Source organism: Salinarchaeum sp. Harcht-Bsk1, from assembly GCF_000403645.1.
Lineage (GTDB): Archaea > Halobacteriota > Halobacteria > Halobacteriales > Salinarchaeaceae > Salinarchaeum.
In genome coordinates this window covers 251,129-274,485 of sequence record NC_021313.1, presented here as the reverse complement: position 1 = coordinate 274,485, position 23,357 = coordinate 251,129, and the positions used below count along the sequence as shown (strand labels likewise).

Sequence of the window (23,357 nt, the reverse complement as noted above, 5' to 3'; positions counted from 1 at the left end):
ACTCCGAACTATCGATGGGGCCCATTAAAAGCGTGTTCAAACGACCGCCGGCGTGGCAGCCCTCCACATGGGGCGAGCGTGGCGAAACCGCCGGTTTCCACGGTCGCTGCGCTCGGCCGTGACCGCTATCTCGCTTCCGCGAGGACAAGTGCTTTCGCCCCGCGTGGCACAGACCGACGTATGTCCGATCTCCAGACTGCGCTGACCGGCGAGACGCCGCCGCTCGTGACGCCATTCGACGCCGACGGGAACGTTGACCACGACGCACTGGCTGCCGTCGTCGACCACGTCGAATCCAACGGCGTGACCGGGCTCTTCCCCTGTGGGACGACCGGCGAGTTCGCGAGCCTGACCGACGAGGAACAACTCGCCGTGACCGAAACCGTCGTCGAGGTGAGCAGTCCGGACATTCCCGTCGTCGCCGGCGTCTCGGCTACGGCGATCGACGACGCCGTCGCGAAGGCCGAGGCCGCCGCCACGGCCGGCGCTGACGCCGCCGTCCTCACGCCGCCATTCTTCCACACGTCCGACGACCAGACCGGCATCGAGGAGTTCTTCGCGACCGTCGCCGACCGCTCGCCGCTCCCGATTATCCTCTACAACATCCCGGTCTACGTCGGGACCTCGCTCGATACTGAGACCGTCGCGAGCCTCGCCGAGCGCCCCGACGTGATCGGCGTCAAGGACTCCAGCGGCGACCTCGACTACACGCTCGACCTCCTGCGGGAGACGCCAGACGACTTCCTCGTCCTCCAGGGCTGGGACACGCTGCTCGTTCCCGGTCTCCGGATGGGCATCGATGGCGGCGTCAACGCCCTCGCAAACGTCGTCCCAGAGGTCTTCGCCGTGCTCGTCGACGAGCCAGAGAGCGAGCGCGCCAGAGCCGCCAGCGACGCCATCGCCGACCTCTTCGACGTCTGTCTCGACGTGGGTTTCGCGACGGCATCGAAGGCCGCGCTCGTCCAGCGCGGCGTGATCGACAGCGACGCGGTTCGGCCACCCCTGAGCGCGGTCCCCGAGTCGGCGTACGACCGGATCGACGAGGCCGTCGACGACGCACGCGACGCGATCTAACTGCCTCTTCCCGCTCCTTTTCCCGCTCCTTTCCGGGCTCCTTTTCCCGCTCCTTTCCGGGCTCCTTTTCCCGCTCCTTTCCGGGCTCCTTTTCCCGCTCCTTTTTGCTCGCTCTCACGAACCCTCGTCCGTGCCCGAGGTTCGTCGCTGCTCGTCGCACGGGTTTCACGAGGGAGATCGCTGTCCGGTCTGTGGTAACGTCGGTGAGCCAGTCATCGACGCCGAGCGCCGACGTCGCCTCTCGAAGTACCTGAGCGGCGCGCTCCGACACTTTCCCGACGACGCGGGGATCGATCTCGACGAGCGCGGCTGGACCGCCCGGCCTGGCCTCGTCGACGCGGCCCGACGCCAGTACGACTGGGCCGACGACGCCGCGGTTGCTGCAGTGGTCGCCACCGATCCGAAGGGACGCTTCGAAGTGGACGACGACCGGGTCCGAGCCGCGTACGGTCACTCCGTCCCGGTCGAACTGGAACCCAGCGACGCGCCAATTCCGGACGTGCTCTACCACGGGACTGCACCCGACTCTGTGGAGGCGATCCTGTCGGAGGGAATCCGGCCGATGTCTCGGCAACTCGTTCACCTCTCGGGCTCGGTCGCCGAAGCGGTCGAGGTCGGCGCTCGCCACGCGGCGGATCCGGAAGTGCTGCGGGTGGACGCGGCCGGCATGGTCGCCAAGGGCCATCGAATCACGAAGCGAGGGAACGGCGTCTTCACCGCCGATCGGGTTCCACCGGAGTACGTCGAGCGGCGGGACTGATCGAATCGCTCGGCAGTTGTCGCTCGCCGTTTCTCGTTCGACTGCATTCGCTTGACAGTGTTCGCTCAGCAGCCCTCGATCAGGCGCCGTCGTCAGGCTCGTCGAGATGCTGCTCCGCTGTACCTGGTTCGTCAGCATTCGCGCCGCTCCCCGGAAGCGTCTCGCCCTCCAGCGCCGGCGTCTCGTCGGCTTCGACGTACCGAGCCCGCTCTTCCAGCGCGACGTCGGTCCCGTACAGGGAGACGAGCGGCTCGAAGGCGTCGCCGTAGTCCCGCATCGCCATGCCGGTGGAGTGATACCCCACGTCGGACGCGACGGCGTCCCAGTCCCAGGACTGGAGCGCTTTCCGGACGAGCAGCCGCTCGCCTGTGTCGTCCAGCGCCTCCGGATCGAGCGGGTCGATCAGGTGTCTCGCTGCGAGTGAGCGGAAGGGTCCGGGTGCCACGTCGGCGAGCCCTGGGCCGTACGCCGCACTCGCGACGACCCGCCACTCCCAGTCGGTCAGGTTGAGCGGTGGGGCCGCCGTCGCGTCTGTCGCGCTAAGCGCGGCCCGAACCACGTCCGGCTCCGCGTCGTCTAGGGCGTCTCCAAGTACGTCGCCGATTCGCCCGCCGAACCGTCGAGCCGTTCGATCGTGCAGCTCCTGCCCAGCTTCGGAGATCGGATCGACCATCAGCGCGGAGTACTCGCCGCTGCGATCGTTCCGGGTGGTCGCGAGGTGGACCGTCCGGTAGCCACAGCTCGCCCAGAACCGCAGGAGATCGGGCGTCGCGCCGTAGCCGACGCCGAGCCAGTCGAGCCCGTCGCGGTCGGACGCTTCTGCGGGCCGGGGCGCCCCGTTCCACTCCGGTAATCCGTCGGTCGCCTCGGTCCGCAAGCGAGCGAGAAGCCGCGAGCCGAGGCCCCGCCGTCTGGCGGCCGGGTGGGTCGCGATGCGGAGGACGCGAGCCCCGACTGGGATCGCAGCGCGCTCGTCCCGGAGTTGGCTCGTGAAGACGTCGGGGAGCATGTGGCCGCGGATGCGCTCGCCGTCGTACATCGCGGCGCGGCGGTCCGGTCCGAGTCCGCCTTCGCGTGCGAGGAGCGCGACGGCTGCGACGTGGCCGTCCTGGACGAGCGCACGGACGGCGACGTTCGGCGCGTCGAGTAACCTGGCGAGGTCGTCCGGCTCGGTCCGGTAGTGAGCGAGCACGAGGAGGCCGAACGCCTCTCGCAGGAGGTGCTCGTCGGCGAGGAGGTCCTCGGGTGGGAGCCGGCGGTACTCCACGCTCCCCGGCGTCGCGTCTTCGACGACCTGATCGACGGCGGGTCGGGCGTCGAGCAGGAGTGCGTCGAACGCCCAGGCCTCGATCGGATCGCCGGCCGCGTAGCGGATCGGCTCGTCGAGTCTGACCTCGTCCACGTCGTGCCGGCTCTCCGCGAGACGGTCGCGGAACCGGACCGAGAAGCCTCTGCCGGCGCCCTCGTACCCGTGGATCGTCGTCGCGAACGCGACGCGGTCCGCGGCGAGGAACGCTTCGAGGCGCGCGACCGGCAGTGCCGCCGCCTCGTCGACGATCACCAGGTCTGCGTCGCCTGCTACTTCCACCGCATCGCTGGGAGTGCGAAACCGGACGTGTCCCGAGGCCGATTCACGCTCGTCGTCGGTGTCGTCCGGATCTCGGCCGACTCGCAGTTCCTTCGGTGGCTCGCCGTCGGAGTCGACAGCGACGTCGAGGTCTGCCAGCACCTCCGCTGCACGCTCGAAGATCGCCGCCGCGGCGTCGTACTGTGGCGCGGTCACCAGTACGTCCGCTCCGTCCACAGCGAGGGCACCCGCAGCGAGCCCTGCTGTGCTGGACTTTCCGCGACCCCGGTCGGCCTCGAGGACGATGGCACGGGGGTCGGTTGCTCGCGTGTCGGTGGGATTCAGCACCTCGAAGGCACCGACTGCTGCTGCCTGATCTCCCGTCAGGCAGCGGTCGTAGACGCTCGGTGGGAACGTGGACTCCTTGGGCGGCCCCCGCCGGCTCCGACCGTCTTCCAGCCGTGGCGCCGGATCTGTCAGCCCGTCGTCCTCGACCCACTCGCCGTCGACGTCAACGATCGCGATGCCGCGGTGGACTTGCAGCCGTTCGAGGAATCGGCGTTTGAACCGTCCCCCCACGTCCCGGCGCTCGAACGGTGGGACGGCGAGCCGTTCGTCGAAGCCGTCGCGGCGCTCGGCCCACTGAGAGAGCGGTGGCGCGAGCACCACGAACAGTCCGCCGCCGTCGACGGCGCCGACCACCTGTCCGACGGCGTTCGGGCGGAGTTCCTCGTGAGCGTCGAGCACGACAGCGTCTTTCGTCGTCCCGAGGAGTTTGTCGGCGCGGTTGGTCGAGACGGTGTCCGCGGGGAGCTGATTCGGCGGCCCGACGACGGTCACGTCGCCGAACTCGATCTCCGCGGCGCCGAGGACGAGTCGGGCCGCTTCGAGCCCGGCCTCCCGCTCCCCGGCGAGTACGATGCCGCGGCGCTCTTCCGACCGCTCTGCCTCGGATCGAAGCGATCGCGCGAGTGCCGCGAGGTCCATACCCGTTCCTCTCGGGGGAGCCACAAGGGGTTTTCTCCCGGCGGGATCGGACTCGCCGGGACTGGCGCCGTCACTCAGGACTGCTGGACGTCCATCGGATCTTCGAGATCGCCCGTGATCTGCTCGAACGCGTCGGTCGCAGTGACCAGTCCGAGAACGCGATCGTCACCGTCCGCGTCGGTCGGTTCGGTGACGAACGCCAGCTCCTGGTTCTCACGCTGGAACTGATCGATCAGTGCCGCGACGGTCGCTTCGGGCGAGACCGTCATCGGTGGCGTCGCGAGTTCCTCGAGGTCCAGGGTCCCTTCCTGTAGCTCCTCCAGGTGGCGGAGCACCAGCGGCGTGTACAGAACCCCACGGAAGTCGTCGAGCGACTCGCCGACGACAGGGAAGCGGACGTGCGGCGATTCGGCTATGCGTTCCAGGTTCGTCTCGAGGGGGTCCGCCGTGCTCACCGCGAGGATCTCCGACTCGTCGATCATGATATCCTCGACTTCGATCGTGCCGATGTCCAGCGCGCCGAGGACCTCCTCCCGACGTTCCGGTGGCAGGTCCTCGACCTGGGACAGCGCGTCGCCCATACGGCGCCGGAGCTCCCCGCGGGTCATCGCTCCCTCCTCCCCTTCCTCCAGCTCTTCTTCGGTCCAGGAGCGTCCGATCTCGACGCCGAACAGGCCGAGGAGGCCCTTCGCGACGCGGTCGGAGAGCAGGATGACCGGCGACATGACCTTCGTCCACGCGAAGAGGACTGGTGCGCCATACTGCGCGACGAACTTCGTCCGCTCGATGCCGAGGTAGGTCGGCGCCTGCTCGCCGACGATCACGTGCAGGAGGTTGATGATCGCGAGCGAGGTACCGACTGCGAGCGCACTGTGGCCCGCACCGCTCGGACTGGTCAGCCCGATTTCGTGGAGCACCGGGTCGAGCACCGCCGCCACCGCGGGCTCTGCGACGAATCCCAGACCGACCGAACAGATCGTGATGCCGACCTGACAGCCCGATAGGTAGATCTCGAGCTTTTCGGTCATCTCCCAGGCCAGCTCGAGCCCCCGCCCCTCGAACTCCGACTCGTCGAACTGACGCACCCGGGTCAAGGCGAACTCCGTCGTGACGAAGAAGCCATTGCCGAGCAGCAGGCCGACGCCAGCGACCAGTCTGATAGCGGTGGCGAGATCGACCATTACCCGGGACTGTTCGGGGAGGCCCGGAAAACGTGGCGGTTTCTGCGCACGTCGCCGGGAGCGGTATTTCGACGTGCACTCCCGGCTGGAAGCGCTAGTCCCGGAATCTGGCGGCTCGTTCGAGGCCCCACTCGTCGGCGTTCTCGTCGACCATCCCCTTGCTGGTGTAGATGTCGGGTTTGTAGGAGAGTGCTCGCGCCACTCCGTGTTCCTCGCGCAACCGTGCTCGGACGCGCTCGACGTCGTGCGTCTCGAAGTAGTTCGGCGTGTAGACGGTGATCACGTACTCGTCGTAAGGCAGTTCCTCGTAGCCCCGGGCCGTGGCGACTTTCGCGTCCCAGATCACTTCCTTCTCGATGTCGTCGAGGACGTCGGCCCACAGCGCTGGCACGTCTTCCTCGGGGGCCATCACCTGCCACTTGCCGCTCACGTATCCCTCGGCGAGCGCCTCCCGATCGAGTTCGGCGACGGCTTCGTCGTCTGTTTCCGGCAGGTCGGCTTCGGTGACGTCCGCGGGTCGTTGCACCCCGTGTTTCGGGAAGTACGTGTCCCGTGCGATCCGCGGGTAGCCCGTCACGCGCTGGGCCCTGAGCCAGTACCTGCCGTCCTCCGTGATTTCGGTCGGATCCGTTTCGAGGTCCATGCCGCATCCGAGCAGATGATCCGGGATGAATCTCCGCGATAAAAGCACGGCGGAAGTGAATTTGAAGGATTACACAAGTAGTTCAGGTTGCACACATTTGTAGCGTCAGCGGAGGCGCCCCAGTGCAGGGAATCGTCCGCGCGAGCGAGGCGAGCGCGGTTCACTCGCTGCGAGCGGAGCGAGCAGCGACGTGGTTTTTCCCAAGTTTTGCGAGGAGTGGTTCCCGCAACGAGCGACCGCAGGGAGCGAGTGAGGAAACCAAACGAGTAAAAAGTGGGAGCGGGCCGGGAGGGACTGAGCGATTCCGCGGGAATCGCGAAGGTCGAAAGACGAGCACCGCGAGTCTTTCGGGATTTGAACCACGGTCGATCGCTTCCTCGCTCGCTTGCGCTCGCGAGACTGCGCTCTCCCTGCTTCAAATCCCACCCGCCCGGTACCCCCACCGCTTCGCTCGCTCACTCCGTTCGCGTCGCTCAGCGGTTCAGTCCACGGGCCGGGAGGGATTTGAACCCCCGACCGACGGATTAAGAGTCCGTCGCTCTCCCTAACTGAGCTACCGGCCCTCGCTCACCGCTTTCCCGCTGGCAAGTAAAGGCGTTTCGTTACCACTCCTGCAGCGCACCGGCTCCGTGATCCCAGACCAGAATAGCGAGGAACGCTCCGGCGCCAGTCAACGCGAACGCGCCGCCGACGAAGAACACCCAGTCCATACCGACGGCGGTCATGAGCCAGCCGCCGAGCAGCGGTGCGCCGACGCTGCCGGGTCGCCAGATCAGTTCGCGGATCCCGAAACTCGACGCGACGCCCTCGCCGGCGCCCTCGTCTGCGAACAGTGCCATGCTCGCAGGTTCGCGGAAGGCGTCGGCGATGCCGAGCAACCCGGAGAAGAACACGAGGGGGAAGTACGCCGCGGGGAGTGAACCGAGGAGCGGCAGTGTAACCTCGGTGCCGATCGCCGTGCCGATCCAGGTCGCGGAGGGAATGGCGATCGCGATCAGTCCGTAGGCCCCACCGCCCGCGAAGACGAACGCCGAACGGCCGGCGCGGTCGGAGAGGCGGCCGGTGACGGGCTGGCAGAGCATGTTGGTGAACTTCTCGGCGATGACGGTGAGGCTGATCGCGAGCCCGCTGACGGCGAGACCGCCCTCGGCGACGGAGACCCCAGCGTAGATCGGAACCCACGTTCGGACGAGCGTCACGGCGACGGCGTACTGCGCCCGAAAGCCGGCGATCGTCGCGATCTTGCGGTTGACGGCGAGATCGGTGAATGGGAACCCCTCGATCCGCGTCTCGTCGGGTTCGAGGAAGGTGTAGACGCCGAGCCACGCGCCGGCCATCATCGCGACGATGATGTAGAATACTGGTGCGAAGCCGAACGCGTCGTAGATCACGCCCGCGGAGCCGGAGCCGAGGATCGAGGCGGCGAAGCTCGCTGCGTTGGCCTTGCCGATCGCGTTCGCCCGCGATCCAACGTCGGCGATCTGGCCGACCAGCGAGAGGCTCATCAGGCCTGCGCCGGTCACCGCGATGCCCTGCAAGCCTCGGATCGCGATGAACGAGGCGCTCGAATCGACCATCGGGAAGAGCGCGTAGATCGCGGTGCCGAGCGCGAGCACGATCAGCAGGACCGTCCGCTTGTCGTACCGGTCGCCTGCCCACGCGAGCGGCACGACTGCGACGGTCTGGGCGAGCGTGAACCCCGTCGTGAACATCCCGATGATGAGTCCGGCGCTGATCGTGACGCCGAGGATCGTCGTCGCCTGCGGGTCGAGTTCCGTGATGTAGGGGCCCAGAAGCGTGATCAGCGAGATAAAGCCGAATCCCTGCGCGAAGCGCGTCAGGTAGAGTGCCCAGAACTGCAGTCTGTCGTCGTCCACGTCCACCCGGGATTGTCGTCGGGGAAAATGTATTTCGATTCGAAAGTCGCGGCAGGACGTTCCGGTGCCCCGCTTCGAGGAGTGTTCGTTCCTGGAGTCGGCTTCGCTCCGTCGGCCGGAAGCCTTACGAACTCGCTCCCTGCGGCGTGTTTCACGCCGAGAGAAAGGTCGGGAGCGTTAAGGGGCCGGATACGGTACGACGGCGCACATGAGTACCGGGGTCACCGTCACGTCGATGTCTACCTACGCCATCCTCGGGTGTGGCAGCGTCGGCCACCTCGTCGCCGAGGAACTCGCCGAGCAGGGCAAGGATCTGCTCATCATCGACCGCGACGAGGGCCGCGTCGAGGCGCTCCGGGACCAGGACCTGAACGCCCGCACGGCGGACATTCGGGACGAGGAGACGGCAGCGGAGGTCGCGTCGATGGACGTCGTCCTCGTCATGGCCTCCGACGTCGAGGCGAACAAGGAGGCCGTCCGTAACATCCGCGCCGAGAGCGGGGACGCCTTCGTCGTCGTCCGCGCGAGCGACCCCGTCGCCGTCGACGAACTCGAGGACCTCGGCGCCGACGTCGTGATCAACCCCTCCAACGTCATCGCCGACTTCGCGCTTCGCTCGCTGGAGTCCGGCGAACTCGAGCACAAGGCTGCCAAACTCGAAGAGGTCCTCACGGGTTCCGAGTCACGTGTCGCGATCGTCACCCACGACAATCCCGATCCCGACTCCATCGCGAGCGCCGCCGCGCTCCAGGCCATCGCCGAGCACGTCGGCGTCGAGGCCGACATCATCTACGTCGGCGAGGTGGGCCACCAGGAGAATCGCGCGTTCGTCAACCTCCTCGGGATCGACCTCCTGGACTGGGACGACGTCGAGCGTAACGAGTACGACACCTTCGCGTTCGTCGATCACGAACAGGCGACGGACGATTCCTTCGACTTCGATGTCGACATCCTGATCGATCACTTCGAGGCCGACTCCGAGCACGAGGCGGCGTTCGTGGACGTGCGACCGAACATGTCCTCGACGTCGACGATCATGACGAAGTACATTCAGGAGTTCGACATGAGCGTCGACGAGGAGGTCGCGACGGCGCTCCTCTACGGCATCCGCGCCGAGACGCTCGACTTCAAACGCGACACCAGCCCTGCGGACCTCACCGCAGCGGCCTACCTCTACCCCTTCGCGAACCACGACACGCTGGAACAGGTCGAGTCGCCGTCGATGTCGCCCGAGACGCTCGACGTGCTCGCGGAGGCGATCACCAACCGCGAGGTCAAGGGCTCTCACCTCGTCTCGAACGCTGGCTTCATCACCGACCGCGAGGCCCTCGCCCAGGCCGCCCAGCACCTCCTCAATCTCGAGGGCATCACCACCACCGCCGTGTTCGGCATCGCCGACGACAACATCTACCTCGCCGCCCGCTCGAAGGACATCCGGCTGAACATCGGCCGCGTCCTCCAGGACGCCTTCAGCGAGATGGGCGAGGCAGCCGGTCACTCCACGCAGGCCAGCGCCGACATCCCGCTCGGCATCTTCACCGGCATCGAGGTCAACGAGGACAACCGCGAAACGCTCCTCCAGCTCACAGAAGAGGCGGTCAAGACCAAACTCTTCGAGGCGATGGGCGTCGAGAGCGGCGAGAACGGGAGCTAACCACCGTTTCTATCGCCGGCGCAACCGCCGAGTACCGTGAGATATCGCCTTCCACCGGGATTCCGTGATCCTCGACCGGCACTAGCGGGTGGGACTGGAAGGGGCCGACCGCTCGATCCGTCCCCGACGAAGCAAGCACCGCAGGTGAGCGAGCGTCAGCGAGCGAACCGAGGAGCACAGCAAGTCGCGGACGGTCGAGCGGGCGGGGGCTTCCAATGCGGCTGAAGCTGTGGCTACGAGCGGAGCAGAGCTACGAAATACGGTTTCAAGCCGAAAATTCAGGCCATCACTTCGTCGTCGTTGTCGACCCCCAGCCGCTCGACGACGTCGCTGACGATGATCACGTCGCCCACGGAGCGCACCCACCGGTAGGGAACGATCGCTCCGCGCTGGCCGCCCTCGAGCTGGCCCGCGAGCAGGTCGGCGTTGATCTCCCCGAGTGCGAGGCCGGTGACGGCCTTGGCGTCGACGTCGAGGCGTACGTCCTCGACCTCTCCGACGTAGACGCCGTTGTTCGAGTAGACTTCGCGCCCGACGAGCGTGGTGAGCTCCTCGAGGCCGCCGTCCGACCGGAGCCCGCCGTGCATCGTGTCCATACGCCGGGCGTCGGGGTGCTGGCTCTTAACTCTTGGCGGAATGGCTGGTCGCAACACGGCGTATCTTCCCGGACAGCCGGGTTTTTGTTTCCACGCAGGTCAGTGTCAGTATGGCTCAGCGGGAGGATCCGACGGGAGTCGATGGGGCGGATGCAACGACGGCCGATCCGTCCACTGACCCCCGCGCAAACTACGACTATCGGGGCGGCGAGGAACACCGCCCGGCGCTCGTCGCCGCACTCCGCGAGCGGATCGACGGGGAGGTACGTTTCGACGAGTACAGCCGCCAACTCTACGCGACCGACGCCAGCGCGTACGAGGTTACGCCGGTCGGCGTCGTTTTCCCGAAATCGACCGATGACGTGGCCGCGGTGATGGCCTACTGCGCCGAGGAAGAGATTCCGGTGCTCCCCCGCGGGGGCGGTACCAGTCTCGCCGGACAGACTGTCAACGAGGCGGTCGTCCTCGACTTCACGAAGCACATGGACGACGTGCTCGCGGTCGATCCGAGCGAAGCCGGCCTCGCTGGCACGGCCCGCGCTCAGCCTGGGGTCACCCTCGGTGAACTGAACGCGGCCTGTGAGAATCACGATCTGAAGTTCGCGCCCGATCCCGCGTGGGGCGACAAGAGCGCGCTCGGCGGCGCGATCGGGAACAACTCGACCGGCGCGCACTCGTTGCAGTACGGCAAGACCGACGCGTACGTCGAGTCCGTGGAGGCGGTCCTCGCCGACGGAACCATGACGACGCTGGGGGAGGTCGACCTCGAGACGATTCGCGAGGAGGCGGACCCGGCGCCAGACTCGGGCGATCTGCTCCCGCGGATCTACGAGGCCGTCCGCCGGGCCGTCGACGAATACGCCGACGAAATCGACGAAGCGTATCCCGACATGAAGCGTAACGTCTCGGGGTACAACCTCGATCGACTCGTCGCAGAGGCCCGAGGCGGGATCGGTCCGACTGGCGAGGACTTCGGCGAGAGCGGGACCGTCAATCTCGCCCGCCTCCTCGCCGGGAGCGAAGGCACGCTCGGGATCGTCACCGAAGCAACGGTCTCGCTCGAACCGATCCCCGAGACGAAGGCCGTCGCCCTGCTCGCGTACGAGGACCTCGTCACGGCGATGGAGGACGTGGAGCCGATCCTCGAACACGATCCGGCGGCCGTCGAGGTGCTCGACGACGTGCTCCTCAATCTCGCGCGGGACACGGAGGAGTTCGGCGCGCTCGTGAACACCGTCGTTCCCGAGGGTGCGGGTGCGATGCTCCTCGTCGAGTTCTACGCCGAGGACGACGCCCGCGGGCGCGAACAGACGGCTGACCTCCTCGCAGATCGCGTGCCAGCAGACGTCCGAGAGACGGAATTTTCGCCACCCGGCAACGTCAGCACAGACGCAGCACTGCGCGCCTTCGCCGGCTTCGAGGCTCACGACCAGGCCGAGCGCGACCGCTTCTGGAAGCTCCGGAAGTCCGGCCTCCCGATCCTCCTCTCGCGGACCACCGACGCGAAGCACATCTCCTTCATCGAGGACTGCGCCGTCCCGCCCGAGCACCTCGCGGAGTACGTCGAACGCTTCGAGGCGATCCTCGAAGACCACGACACCTTCGCGTCGTTCTACGCCCACGCCGGCCCCGGCGTCCTGCACGTCCGGCCGCTCGTGAACACGAAGACGCTCGACGGCGTCGAGCAGATGGTCGGCATCGCCGACGCCGTCACCGACGTCGTCACCGAACTCGGCGGCTCAGTTTCGGGGGAGCACGGCGACGGCCGAGCCAGAAGCCAGTGGAACAAGAAGCTCTACGGAGTGGAGATCTGGGACCTCTCACGCGACCTCAAGGCCGCGTTCGATCCCGACTGGCTCCTCAATCCCGGCCAGATCTGTGGCGACGAAACCGGCGCGATCGACATGAGCGAGCACCTCCGCTTCGACCCCGAGTACGCGTTCGAATCCGGCTTCGAGTCCACGCTCGAGTGGGAGAACGCCAACGGCATGCAGGGGATGGTCGAACTCTGTCACGGCTGCGGCGGGTGTCGCGGGAAGCAGGACCAGACCGGCGGCGTGATGTGCCCGACCTTCCGCGCCGCCGAAGAGGAGTCGCTGTCGACGCGCGGCCGCGCCAACGCGCTCCGGCAGGCGATGAGCGGCGACCTCCCCGCCGAGGCGACGGACGAGGAGTTCGTCGAGGAGATCCTCGACCTCTGCATCGGTTGCAAGGGGTGTGCACGGGACTGCCCGAGCGAAGTCGACATGGCGACGCTCAAGGCCGAACTCACCCACCAGCACCACCAGGAGCACGGCACGACCGTTCGGGATCGCCTCTTCGGGGATATCCGTCGGTGGGCCAGACTCGGCAGCGCGACCGCGCCGGTCTCCAACTGGCTCGCGTCGCTCCCTGGCGCTGGGTGGCTCGCGGAGCAGACGGTCGGTATCGCGAGCGAACGGGAGCTACCGACCTTCGCTCGCACCTCCTTCACCGCCTGGATGGCAGATCGCGACGCGGGCGTCGATCCAGCCGACGCCGAGCGACGCGCCCTCGTCTTCCCCGACACATACACCGAGTACATGGAACCGGAAATCGGGAAGGCGACCGTCCGGGTTCTCGAAGCTGCTGGCGTCCACGTCGACGTTCCCGAGGGCGTCACCGACAGCGGCAGGCCAGCGTTCTCGAAGGGGCTCCTCGACCGTGCCCGGGAACGGGCCGAGCAGAACGTCGCAGCGCTCGAACCCGCCATCGAGGAGGGCTGGGACGTCGTCACAGTCGAGCCCTCCGAGGCCGCGATGTTCCAGTCGGACTACGCGACGCTACTGGGGAGCGAGCGGGTGCTGACCGTCGCCGAGAACACCTACGGCGTCGCGGAGTACCTCGATAGCTTCGATCTTCCCGTCCCGAGCGTCGATGCGGGCGCATCTGACCGCTCGCTCGTCTACCACGGTCACTGCCACCAGACGGCGATCGGCCGGGAACGCCACGCTCCCCGGGTCCTCGAACGGGCGGGCTACGAGGTCGAGGTGCTGGACTCGGGCTGCTGTGGCATGGCCGGGTCCTTCGGCTACGAGGCCGAGCACTTCTCGATGAGCGAAGCGATCGGTGGGATCCTCTTCGAGCAGGTCGATGGAGCGAAGGCCAGCACCGAGGGGCCATCGACAGTCGTGGCGCCCGGCACGTCCTGTCGATCCCAGTTCTGGGACCTTCGCGGTACCGACGCGGCGCACCCGGTCGAGGTAATCGACAGCGCGCTACCGGATCAGCCGGAACGCTGAGCTGAATCCGTATCCGTTCGATTTTGAGGCTTGCCCGAGAAGCACGCCTCATGGACAGTGCACTCGTCGTCGGCGGCACCCGCTTCATCGGCCGCCACCTCGTCGATGAACTGCTCGAGCACGACTACGAGGTCACGATCTTCAACCGTGGGAACCACGATAACCCGTTCGCGAACCACGACGACGTCGGGCACGTTAAGGGCGACCGCAAGAGCGACGCTGCGCTCGAGCACGCCAGGGACGAGGTCGATCCGGACCTCGTCGTGGACTGCGTCGCGTACTATCCCGGCGAAGTGCGGATCGCGACGGAGATTTTCGCCGACGTCGACGCGTACGTCTTCGTCTCGAGCGGATCGGCCTACGGCCCGGACGAGATACCCAAGCGGGAGGGCCAGACCGACCTCGAACCGTGTACCGAGGAGCAAGCCGTCGACGACAGCCACGAGACCTACGGCGCGAGAAAGGCCGAAGGCGATCGAGCAGTCTTCGAGGCCGCAGCGGACGGCGTTCGCGCGATGAGCGTCCGGCCGACGATCGTCTACGGCTCCCACGACTACACCGGCCGACTGAACTACTGGACAGAACGCGTCCGCGAGCAGGATCGCGTTCTGGTGCCAGGCGACGGCACCAATATTCACCACCTCGTCGCCGTCGAAAACGTCGCGCGTGCGATCCGGACCGTCGCGGAGCAGGGAGAGGCTGGCGAAGCCTACAACGTGGGCGACCACCGGGTCCTCACACTCGGCGAGGTCGTCGAGACGATCGCCGCCGGCCTCGACGCCGACGTCGAACTCGTCACCGCCAGCGAGCGCGAACTCGTGGCCGACGACCTGGAACCGACCGATTTCCCGCTGTACAATCCGAACCCGCACGTGCTCTCGACGACGAAACTCTACGACCTCGGGTGGGACCCCGTCGATCCCGCGGATGCGATCGCCGAGACGGTGACGACGGAGTACGAGATCGAGCGAGATCCCGGACCCGATCCTGCCGAGACCGACACCGTACTCGATCGACTGGACGCCAACTGATCGAGTGGGCACCCGCTGACCGACCCGCACTTACTAAACGGAGCCATCGAATAGGTCCCCTATGTTCGACAAATCGACGTGGATCCGCCTCCCGCGGAACGTCGTCGTCGGCCACGGCGTCGTCGACGACACCGTGGAGGCGGTCGCGGACCTCCACCTTCACGGGCAACCGCTGATCGTGACGAGCCCGACCCCGCGGGAGCTAGCCGCAGAGCGGATCGCCGCCGACTTCGCCGCGGACGGTGAGGACCCGGTGATCGTCGAGGTCCAGGAAGCGAACTTCGATGCGATCGAGCACGTGATCGATCGCGCCCGCGAGGTCGAGCCAGGCTTCCTGATCGGCGTCGGCGGCGGCAAGCCGATCGATATCGCGAAGATGGCCGCCGAGGAGATCGATCGCGGGTTCGTCTCGGTGCCGACCGCGGCGAGTCACGACGGGATCGTCTCCGGCCGTGCGTCGGTGCCGGACCAGGGAACCCGCCACTCGATCGCCGCCGAGCCGCCGCTGGCGGTCGTCGCCGACACGGAGATCCTCGCGGACGCGCCCTGGGAACTGACGACGGCGGGCTGTGCCGACATCATCTCGAACTACACCGCCGTCCTCGACTGGCGACTCGCACGGAGACTCAAGAACGTCTCCTACTCCGAGTACGGCGCTGCCCTCTCCGAGATGACCGCGGAGATCCTCGTCGACAACGCCGATTCCGTTCGGCCGGGGCTCGAAGAATCCGCCTGGGTCGTCGTCAAGGCGCTCGTCTCCTCCGGCGTCGCGATGTCGATCGCCGGCTCCTCGCGACCGGCCAGCGGTGCGGAGCACCTCTTCTCCCACCAGCTCGATCGGATCGCCCCCGGCGCAGCCCTCCACGGGCACCAGGCCGGCGTCGGATCGATCGTTACCGCGTACCTCCACGCCGGCGAGCGGGGCATGTGGAGCGACATCCGGAACGCGCTGGATTCGATCGACGCACCGACGACTGCGGCCGACCTCGGCGTGTCGGACGAACAGGTCGTCGAGGCGTTGACGACGGCATACGAGATTCGCGATCGGTACACGATTCTCGGCGACGGGCTGGAGGAATCGGCAGCGCGTCAGGCGGCGTCCTACACCGGCGTGATCTGAAACGCAGTTGGTCGGTTCCGCCGAGTCGTCGGTGCGCTACTGCTCGGTCGTTTCGGCCGGCAGCTCGATCTCTTCGGGAGCGGGCATCCAGAAGTAGTCGATCGTAATTCCCAGCGAGAGCGGCAGCGCGATGACGAGGAGTAACACCACGTCGCGCCCGCCGACGTTTCCACCGAGTCCGAGCACGCCGCTCAGCACCGTCGCGGAGACGATCAGTGCGATCGGTACGAGGACGAGCGTGTAGGCTGCGGCGCCCCAGTTGGTGTCTAGCTGGAGGCGGAAGAACCGGGTCAAGACGACGGCGACGACGGTGTGGATCGCGACGATGACGGCGACGCCGATTCCCGTCAGCAACGACATTGCCTCGTGGTACGGACTGATCCCACTTGCGGGTGTCGGAACGGTCGTCTGGCGCGAGAAGGTATCCGCTTCCAGGGCGGTAGCGGTGGAAGCGACGCTGCCGGACTGTGGCTCTACCTAGCGAAATATCGTCGCGCCTCACTCTATGGAAACGTCGTCGCGCCTCACTCCATCGAAACGTCGTCGCGCCTCACTCCATCGAAACGTCGTCGCGCCTCACTTCATCGAAATGTAGGTTCGGGTGTCCGCGACGCCCTCGAGGGACCGCATCTCGTTCGCGACCGTATCGAGCACGTCGTAGACCTTCTCGACGTCGACCTCGGCGATGATATCGTACTCGCCGGCGACGATGTGCGCCTCGGTGACGGGACTGACTGTACGGAGGGTGTCGACGAGTCCTTCCGACGTACCCGCTGCCGTCTTCACCATGACGAACGCGTGGACCATCGACTGTGCGGTACGTTCCCATGCAGCAAAATACTTGTCCCGCCCTGTGGCGGACCGCTGTGCTGCCACGCCGGTGGGACGTGCTGTTGGTGGAACCGTAGATCGAGCGCGGCCGAATTCCGCTGGCCTCCAGTGACGACCCCTTCCGTTGCCGGCGGTTCCCGCCGCTGGTGCAAACCTTCTTTTGGTGGCGGGGTGTAGTTTCCGACATGCGGTTCGTTATCATTGGCGCTGGTCGTGTGGGGCTCCGCACGGCACGCGTTCTGAAGGAGGAAGGCCACGACGTCGTGCTCGTAGAGCGCGACTCGGCGAAGGTCGAACGGGCTCGCGGTCAGGGGTACGACGTCGTCGAGGGCGACGGCTCCCGCGAGGAGATGCTCGAGGAGGCCGGGATCGAGGAGGCCGACGCACTCGGTGCGCTCACTGGCGACCTCAACGTCAACTTCGCCGCCTGTATGATCGGGAAACATCGCGGCGCGCGTACTGTCCTCCGCATTGACGAGGACTACCGCGAAGAGATCTACCGGAAGTACGCCGCCGAGGTCGACGAGATCGTCTACCCCGAGCGCCTCGGCGCGATCGGCGCCAAGAACGCTCTGCTTGGTGGCGACATCCGGGCGATCGCAGACATCGCCCAGCACCTCCAGGTCGTGGAACTCACCATCACGATGCAGGCGCCGATCCGCGGCTACTCGATCAGCGAACTCCAGTTGCCCGCGGACGCCACCGTGCTCGCGTTCGGGAAGTCCGACGGCCCACTCGGCATCCCCTCGTCCGACGAGTCCCTCGAAGACGGTGACCGGATCGTCGTCCTCGCCGACTTCGACGTCCTCGACGACGTTCGTCAACTCGTCGTCGGCGAAGCCGGACGCGCGGCTGCCGGAGGTGTGAACTGATGGTGACTGCCTACGTCATGATCAAGGCCAACACCGGCGACGCGGACCGGCTCCGCTCGGAAATCGACGACATCGAGGGCGTCGTCGACACCCACATCGTCGCCGGCGACGTCGACCTCATCGCGAAGGTCGAGGTCGAATCGCCGGGCAAGGTCAAGGACGTCTCCGCAACGTCGATCCAGGCAATCGACGGCGTGGAGGACACGCGGACGTACATCGCGATGGACTAAGCGGACGGTTTTGCGTGCGTTTCCTCGCATGGGAGCTTCGCCGCGGGCTCGTCGCTGGCACTGCTCGTGCGAACAGCTACTCTCGGGTCTACGCTCCCCTCTCCGTAGCGAAATCCACGCCCGCCACGAGCTTCACCGCCAGCGCGCTGCTCATCTAGCTCTCACTGCAGTGAACGAGAGCGAGAACCCAGACCACCGCTAGAGCGGCGTCCCGCCTCGCTTCGCACCGCTGTCCTCGCTGCCGGCCTGCTGGGTCGCCCGGTCGATCAGCCCCGCTACCGGGTCGTCGTACTGGTAGCCCGGAACGACGCCCTGGACGTAGGTTCCTTCGGCGAAATCGACGATCGCTTTCGCGTCGGCGACGCCCGTGTCGGCGTTCCAGGCGAGAAAGGAGAATCGCGCCTCGACGGTCGAATCCCGCAAGGCGATCTCTGGGTCCGATGCGGCGTCGACCTCTGCCACGTCGTAGGCGTCTTCGAGCCGTAACGCCAGGGTCTCGAACCAGCCATCCTGCACGACGTCGCCCACGCGCTCGTCGGCAACGGCAGCGTCGAGACTGGGCATCGTCACTTCGACGTGGAATCGCGCGTCTCGGCCCTCGTGGTCGATCGATTCGGCACGGACTGTTGCCTCGAACGGGGTCGTCGTGACCGCGTAACCGTCCGCCGATCGTTCGAATGCGGGATTGGCGTCGAAGGCGCGACCGGCGGCGTCGTTCGACTCGTCGTTCATCGTCGTGTCAGAGGCACGGGATCGTGTTGGGGATTGCGATCTTGTCGGGTACACACCGATCGACTGCCCGGCGGACTACAGAGATCTAGAGGTCTTCGCGGAAGACCTCGCGGAGCGCGTCGGCGACCGTCTCGAAGTCGTGTAGCGGACGGGGATCCGTGGTGACGAACACGCCCTCGCGGTCGCCCGTCACGCGGATCAGGTAGCCGTTCTCGAAGGCCCGGACCGTGTACTTGTACTTGCCAAGTTCTGTCCCCTCGTATGCCGCTTGCGTGAGCCGAAAGCCGCGCCACTCGTGCCCGATGAAGCCCGTCAGATCCGCGTCCTTCTCGAGGTCGTCTCGGAGGTAGAGTTGCTCGAAGTCGTCCTTGGTGAAGTAGGTGACAGAACGACAGCTCTCCCCGAGTGCCGTTCGGCTGACGCTTCGGATCCGTTCGGCGACTTCGTCGGCCAGAAGTGCTCCCATGGTCGGCGAAACGTGGTCCTCCCTGATAAGTGGGCTGCCGGACGATACCTCGTCACCGGTGGCCGTCGGGTGTGCACCCAGCCCCCGTGTTGCAGGGGCTGCAAGCCATCACTTCCGTTTAAGTACAATCAGGAGATAGCCGAAACCATGCCACGATGTCCGGAGTGTGGGTCGGACGTCGCGCGGACTGACGCGTTCTGTACGCAGTGTGGCGCGTCACTCGACGACGTCGACGTTGGGGCGGTCGAGGAGGAAGCGAGCGTACCGAACGACGAGGACGATGGCCGGCTGGCCTTCGACGGTGATCCCTTCGACGCGGACGTCTTCGAGTTCAGCTTCAAATATCCGCTCGCGAACGGGCTCGGGACGATCGCACTCGCGACGGTGCTACTGCTGTTGTCGATTCTGATCATTCCCTACTTCGTGTTCATCGGCTACTCGGTCCGCGTCGGTCGGGCTGCCGCCATCGGCCGTGCGGCACCGCCCGAACTGGGCGACTGGTGGGGCCTCCTCGCCGATGGCTTCAGACTTTTCGTCGCCGTCGCCGTCCTGATGGTTCCGGCCGGAGCAGTGTACGCGGCCTTGCTGCTGGCCGATCAGGTCGTGCTGGCGAACCTCGTCTACTTCCCGATGCTCGTCGCCGTCGCGGCGATCACTCCCGTCTTCTACGGACGGGGAAGCGTCAGAGAGGTCTACTCGGACCTTCGCTTCCTGCGTTTCCTCACGACGTCGAACTTCTGGATCGGCGTCGCCTACTATCTCGGCATCAGCTTCGTACTGTACGTCGCGGCCTTCGTCCTCTCGATCGTCTTCGTCATCACTCTCATCGGGATCCCGGTGGCGTTCGCGATCTGGCTCGTCTTCCCGGCGTACTTCACGCTGCTGCAGGCGGCGCTCTGGGGTCGGATCTACCACGACGCGGCCGAGGAGGGCGTCGTCGACCCGGTGGGACGCGTCGACCAGCTAGACACCACCTGGTGAGGGCGCGTATCGGCCGCTTTCGCCCCCGGTGACGCGATCGTTCATGGTTTGCCGTCGAGAATTCTGCGGCGGTTTCCGGGCGTTTACGGCCTGCAGACGCTTCGATACCGGCACGCTTATACGGTGCTTGCGGAAACCCTGTAAGAGACGACAACCGGACACCTGCGATTCCTGATCCGGTACCACGCATCCATCGCAATGAGAGAACGCACACGAGCCAGCGAGCGAGCCGAGGAGGAGACGACGGAGAAGTCAGCAGAGGATCTCTCCTGTCCGGAGTGCGGGGGTTTGCTCGTCAACGACGAGGAGCACGGGGAGACGGTCTGTGACGACTGCGGTCTCGTCGTCGAGACCGACGAGATCGACCGCGGTCCGGAGTGGCGCGCCTTCGACTCCAAGGAGAAGAACCAGAAGTCCCGCGTCGGTGCCCCGACGACGAACACGATGCACGACAAGGGGCTCTCGACCAACATCGACTGGCGTGACAAGGACGCCTACGGGAACTCCCTGGGCGCTCGCCAGCGCGAGAAGATGCAGCGCCTTCGCAAGTGGAACGAGCGCTTCCGCACCCGCGACTCCAAGGAGCGGAACCTCAAGCAGGCGCTCGGCGAGATCGACCGAATGGCCTCCGCACTTGGCCTCCCGGACAACGTCCGCGAGACCGCGAGCGTGATCTATCGGCGCGCACTCGAGGAGGACCTGCTCCCCGGCCGATCCATCGAAGGCGTCTCGACGTCCTGCGTCTACGCGGCTGCCCGACAGGCCGGCGTCCCTCGCAGCCTCGACGAGATCTCCGAGGTCTCCCGCGTCGAGAAGAACGAAGTCGCACGCACCTACCGCTACGTGGTTCGCGAACTGGGCCTTGAGGTTCGCCCGGCCGACCCCGAGAGCTACGTGCCCCGCTTCGCCTCCGGCCTGGAACTCTCCGACGAGGCCGAGCACCGCGCCCGCTCCCTGCTCCAGAACGCGAAGGAGAAGGGCGTCCACAGCGGCAAGTCCCCGGTCGGCCTCGCTGCGGCGGCGGTGTACGCCGCTGCACTCCTGACCAACGAGAAGACGACGCAGGCCGCGGTCAGCGAGGTCGCGGACATCTCCGAGGTCACGATCCGCAACCGCTACCACGAACTGCTCGAAGCCGAGGAGAGTCTCGGCGTCGCCTGAGCGGACTCGATTCCAACCCGCGATCAACGACCCGTCTGTTCTGGGGTCGCTCCACCGACGCGCCAGCGTAGCCGCTGTACCTGCCGGTGGAAAGGTTCAATTCGCTCGCCCGTCAGCGACTGCACAATGGACTTCAGCGAGTTCGTCTTGACGGCCTCGACGGCCGACCTCTCGGACGCCACGCATCCGGCCGCACGCGAGCACGCGGACGCCGTCGAGTTCCGGATGGACCTCGCCGCCGACCCGCTCTCCCTGCTCGACGCCTACGACGGAGCGCTCCCGATTCTCGCGACGAACCGCGTGGAGTGGGAGGGCGGGCAGGCCCCAGACGACGAGTCACGGCTCGACGACCTCGTCAGGGCGGCCGAGTACGACGCCGTCGAAGCGATCGACGTCGAACTGGAAGCGATGCGGCGAGGGGGCGCGACGAGCGTCCCCGACCGCGTCGGCGACGACGTGACGATCGTCGCGTCGGTGCACGACTTCGATCGCACGCCGTCGATGGACGATCTCCGATCGCTGGCCCGCCAGACGACCGAGTACGGTGACGTCGGCAAGGTGGTCCCGACGGCGGAGTCCGTCGACGACGTGCCACCGCTCCTGACAGTAACGCGCGAGTTCTGCGCGCAAGGACGACCGATCGCGACGATGGCCATGGGTGAGCCCGGCCGTCACTCGCGGGCGGTGGCCCCGCTATACGGCTCCCGTATCGGCTACGCGCCCGTGGATCCGAACGACGCAACCGCCCCCGGGCAGTACGACGTCGCGACGCTCGCGGAACTCGTGGCACGTCTCGAAGCGAAACCCGAAGCATAAACAGTCGGGACGAGCAAGCGCGGGGTATGGGACGACCGCGCCCCTGGCTCGCCGCGTTGCTGGCCTTCCTCTACCCTGGACTGGGCCACCTCTACCTGCGGGAGTGGGCGCGATCGCTGCTCTGGTTCGTCCTCGGCGTCGGAACCGTGGCCCTTGCGTTGCCGGAGAACGCCGTCTCGGAAGCGAGCGTCACCGACCCGAACTCGATTGTGACTGCCTCGGAGACGATGACCGCCGAAGCCTCGACCGTCGGGCTGCTCGTGGTCGTCACGGTGTTCGCGTTTTCTATCGCCGACGCGTATACGATCGCTCGGGGTGCAAGGGCACGTCGGGTTCGCGAGGCTGCAGGCGAGACCACTCCGGATTGTCCGGTCTGTGGCCACGAACTCGACGAGGATCTCGACTTCTGTCACTGGTGCACGACCCGCCTCGACGAGTGGGAGCCCCAGTGAGGGGCCCGTCGACGAACTTGCAGATCAGGACCGCTCGGTGAGCAGTCGTTCGTACAGAGCAACCAGGTCGTCGCCGACGGTTTCGAGGGAGAACTGCTCGCTCGTTCGCGCCGCGGCGGAGCCGATCTCCTCGCGGAGCCGCTCGTCCGAACACAGCCGTCGGAGCGGCTCAACGAACGCCTCGTCGGCCTTGATGCAGTCCTCGCCGTCCTCGAGCCACTCGTAGGTCGGAATCGAGCGGATGACGGGCGGCTTGCCACAGTGCATCGCCTCCAGCAGCGCCATCCCCTCGTTCTCGTTCTTCGAGGGCCAGAAGAACACGTCGCCGGCAGCCATCGCACCACGGGGATCCTCGATGTAACCGGTGAAGGTACAGTTCGACGGCGAGTTCGCGACCAGCTTCCGGGTTTCCCGAGGCTGGAGGTACTTGTCGAGCGTGCCGCCGGCAGGATTGACGTAGCCGAACCAGACGAAGTCGAGGTCCGGCATCGCCTCGGCGGTCTCGACGAACGTGCGGAGCCCCTTGCGCTTGATGACGTGGCCGAACATGAACACGACCGGCGGTTCGAGGTCGTACCGGTCGAGATACTCCTCGCGAAGGTCCGGATCGTCCCACCCCTCGTAGCGCCCGGCGTCGAAGCCGTTGGAGATGACCGTCGATGGCGTATCCGTGTAGTCGGTCTCGATCACCGACTGATTGTGTGCGGACGGGCAGATCAGGTGGTCCGCCTGGGAGTAGCCGTACGCAAGGTATGGGCGGAGGGGTCTGGCGAGGAGGTTCGAGAAGACGAAGCTCTCCCGGAAGTCCGCGGCAGTGTTGTGGGTGTGCGCGACGACGGGGACGTCGGCCCGGTGGGCGCGCTTGGCGTAGTAGATCGATCGCGGCCCCATATTGTTCAGGTGGAGGAGGTCCGCGGAGAGGTCCGGCGAGGTCGTGTACTCGATCCCGCGCCGATCCATGATCGTTCGCTGGTTGTTGACCGACTCCGCGAACCCGCCGGTGATCGCGTCCTCCCACTCGAAGTAGTGGCTGATCTTCATGCGTGGACGATCTTCCTGGCTCGAA

Annotated in this window: 22 protein-coding genes and 1 tRNA gene; 12 read left to right on the top strand and 11 right to left on the bottom strand. The window is 66.6% G+C overall.

The window, feature by feature from the left end:
* The first annotated feature begins 180 nt into the window (after positions 1-180).
* Entirely contained in the window at positions 181-1,074 is an 894-nt protein-coding gene (locus L593_RS01335; protein WP_020445115.1) for a dihydrodipicolinate synthase family protein, read from the top strand.
* Positions 1,075-1,204: 130 nt separating this feature from the next.
* Positions 1,205-1,834 carry an RNA 2'-phosphotransferase gene (locus L593_RS01330; protein WP_020445114.1) on the top strand — a complete coding sequence of 210 codons (630 nt, stop codon included), beginning with the start codon at positions 1,205-1,207 and terminating at the stop codon, positions 1,832-1,834.
* Positions 1,835-1,913: 79 nt separating this feature from the next.
* Here L593_RS01330 and tmcA read toward each other — a convergent pair whose 3' ends face one another.
* From tmcA to L593_RS01305, 5 genes are all read right to left on the bottom strand, one after another.
* Entirely contained in the window at positions 1,914-4,388 is a 2,475-nt protein-coding gene (gene tmcA / locus L593_RS01325) for a tRNA(Met) cytidine acetyltransferase TmcA (RefSeq protein ID WP_020445113.1), read from the bottom strand.
* A gap of 74 nt (positions 4,389-4,462) precedes the next feature.
* On the bottom strand, positions 4,463-5,569 hold the full coding sequence (locus L593_RS01320; protein ID WP_020445112.1) for a CNNM domain-containing protein: 1,107 nt from the start codon (positions 5,567-5,569) through the stop codon (positions 4,463-4,465).
* Positions 5,570-5,663: 94 nt separating this feature from the next.
* The gene (locus tag L593_RS01315; RefSeq protein ID WP_020445111.1) at positions 5,664-6,212 is read right to left on the bottom strand and encodes a putative phosphothreonine lyase domain-containg protein; all 549 of its coding nucleotides are present in this window, start codon (positions 6,210-6,212) and stop codon (positions 5,664-5,666) included.
* Positions 6,213-6,701: 489 nt separating this feature from the next.
* Positions 6,702-6,775, bottom strand: a tRNA-Lys gene (locus L593_RS01310).
* A 39-nt stretch (positions 6,776-6,814) separates the two neighbouring features.
* A complete protein-coding gene (locus L593_RS01305) occupies positions 6,815-8,089 on the bottom strand; it encodes an MFS transporter (RefSeq protein WP_081638731.1) in 1,275 nt (424 codons plus the stop codon).
* Positions 8,090-8,297: 208 nt separating this feature from the next.
* On the opposite strand from L593_RS01305, the gene L593_RS01300 reads away from it, so the two are divergent.
* Positions 8,298-9,743, top strand: a complete 1,446-nt coding sequence (locus L593_RS01300) for a DHH family phosphoesterase (protein ID WP_020445109.1) — start codon at positions 8,298-8,300, stop codon at positions 9,741-9,743.
* A gap of 278 nt (positions 9,744-10,021) precedes the next feature.
* On the opposite strand, the gene L593_RS01295 is transcribed toward L593_RS01300, so the two are convergent.
* Positions 10,022-10,339, bottom strand: a complete 318-nt coding sequence (locus L593_RS01295) for a PRC-barrel domain-containing protein (protein WP_020445108.1) — start codon at positions 10,337-10,339, stop codon at positions 10,022-10,024.
* A gap of 110 nt (positions 10,340-10,449) precedes the next feature.
* On the opposite strand from L593_RS01295, the gene L593_RS01290 reads away from it, so the two are divergent.
* The 3 genes from L593_RS01290 (at position 10,450) to L593_RS01280 (ending at position 15,750) form a co-directional block, all read left to right on the top strand.
* Positions 10,450-13,599 (top strand): FAD-binding and (Fe-S)-binding domain-containing protein, encoded by a 3,150-nt coding sequence (locus tag L593_RS01290; RefSeq protein WP_020445107.1) that lies wholly within the window; start codon positions 10,450-10,452, stop codon positions 13,597-13,599.
* A gap of 50 nt (positions 13,600-13,649) precedes the next feature.
* Positions 13,650-14,630 (top strand): NAD-dependent epimerase/dehydratase family protein, encoded by a 981-nt coding sequence (locus L593_RS01285; RefSeq protein ID WP_020445106.1) that lies wholly within the window; start codon positions 13,650-13,652, stop codon positions 14,628-14,630.
* Between the two features lie 61 nt (positions 14,631-14,691).
* A complete protein-coding gene (locus L593_RS01280) occupies positions 14,692-15,750 on the top strand; it encodes an NAD(P)-dependent glycerol-1-phosphate dehydrogenase (RefSeq protein ID WP_020445105.1) in 1,059 nt (352 codons plus the stop codon).
* Between the two features lie 36 nt (positions 15,751-15,786).
* Here L593_RS01280 and L593_RS01275 read toward each other — a convergent pair whose 3' ends face one another.
* Together L593_RS01275 and L593_RS01270 are read right to left on the bottom strand one after the other, a co-directional pair.
* A complete protein-coding gene (locus tag L593_RS01275) occupies positions 15,787-16,110 on the bottom strand; it encodes a hypothetical protein (RefSeq protein ID WP_020445104.1) in 324 nt (107 codons plus the stop codon).
* Between the two features lie 216 nt (positions 16,111-16,326).
* Positions 16,327-16,557, bottom strand: a complete 231-nt coding sequence (locus tag L593_RS01270; RefSeq protein WP_020445103.1) for an Lrp/AsnC family transcriptional regulator — start codon at positions 16,555-16,557, stop codon at positions 16,327-16,329.
* Between the two features lie 209 nt (positions 16,558-16,766).
* Here L593_RS01270 and L593_RS01265 point away from each other — a divergent pair, with 209 nt between their 5' ends.
* Positions 16,767-17,453: a TrkA family potassium uptake protein gene (locus tag L593_RS01265; protein ID WP_020445102.1), complete on the top strand. Its 687-nt coding sequence runs from the start codon at positions 16,767-16,769 to the stop codon at positions 17,451-17,453.
* Entirely contained in the window at positions 17,453-17,683 is a 231-nt protein-coding gene (locus L593_RS01260) for an Lrp/AsnC family transcriptional regulator (RefSeq protein ID WP_020445101.1), read from the top strand. Before L593_RS01265 ends, L593_RS01260 begins: the two co-directional genes overlap by 1 nt.
* Before the next feature lie 198 nt (positions 17,684-17,881).
* Here the strand turns inward: L593_RS01260 and L593_RS01255 are convergent, their stop codons facing one another.
* Both L593_RS01255 and L593_RS01250 read right to left on the bottom strand, forming a co-directional pair.
* Positions 17,882-18,415 carry a DUF5813 family protein gene (locus L593_RS01255; protein ID WP_020445100.1) on the bottom strand — a complete coding sequence of 178 codons (534 nt, stop codon included), beginning with the start codon at positions 18,413-18,415 and terminating at the stop codon, positions 17,882-17,884.
* 85 nt (positions 18,416-18,500) lie between these two features.
* Complete coding sequence (locus L593_RS01250; protein ID WP_020445099.1) at positions 18,501-18,881, bottom strand: hypothetical protein; 381 nt, start codon at positions 18,879-18,881, stop codon at positions 18,501-18,503.
* A gap of 147 nt (positions 18,882-19,028) precedes the next feature.
* Between L593_RS01250 and L593_RS01245 the strand changes: the two genes are divergently transcribed.
* From L593_RS01245 to L593_RS01230, 4 genes are all read left to right on the top strand, one after another.
* A complete protein-coding gene (locus tag L593_RS01245; protein ID WP_020445098.1) occupies positions 19,029-19,862 on the top strand; it encodes a TFIIB-type zinc ribbon-containing protein in 834 nt (277 codons plus the stop codon).
* Between the two features lie 198 nt (positions 19,863-20,060).
* A complete protein-coding gene (locus L593_RS01240; RefSeq protein WP_020445097.1) occupies positions 20,061-21,023 on the top strand; it encodes a transcription initiation factor IIB family protein in 963 nt (320 codons plus the stop codon).
* 126 nt (positions 21,024-21,149) lie between these two features.
* On the top strand, positions 21,150-21,839 hold the full coding sequence (locus L593_RS01235) for a type I 3-dehydroquinate dehydratase (protein WP_020445096.1): 690 nt from the start codon (positions 21,150-21,152) through the stop codon (positions 21,837-21,839).
* A 26-nt stretch (positions 21,840-21,865) separates the two neighbouring features.
* Complete coding sequence (locus L593_RS01230) at positions 21,866-22,291, top strand: zinc ribbon domain-containing protein (protein WP_020445095.1); 426 nt, start codon at positions 21,866-21,868, stop codon at positions 22,289-22,291.
* A gap of 24 nt (positions 22,292-22,315) precedes the next feature.
* Here the strand turns inward: L593_RS01230 and L593_RS01225 are convergent, their stop codons facing one another.
* A complete protein-coding gene (locus L593_RS01225) occupies positions 22,316-23,332 on the bottom strand; it encodes a glycosyltransferase family 4 protein (protein ID WP_020445094.1) in 1,017 nt (338 codons plus the stop codon).
* Positions 23,333-23,357: the final 25 nt, after the last annotated feature.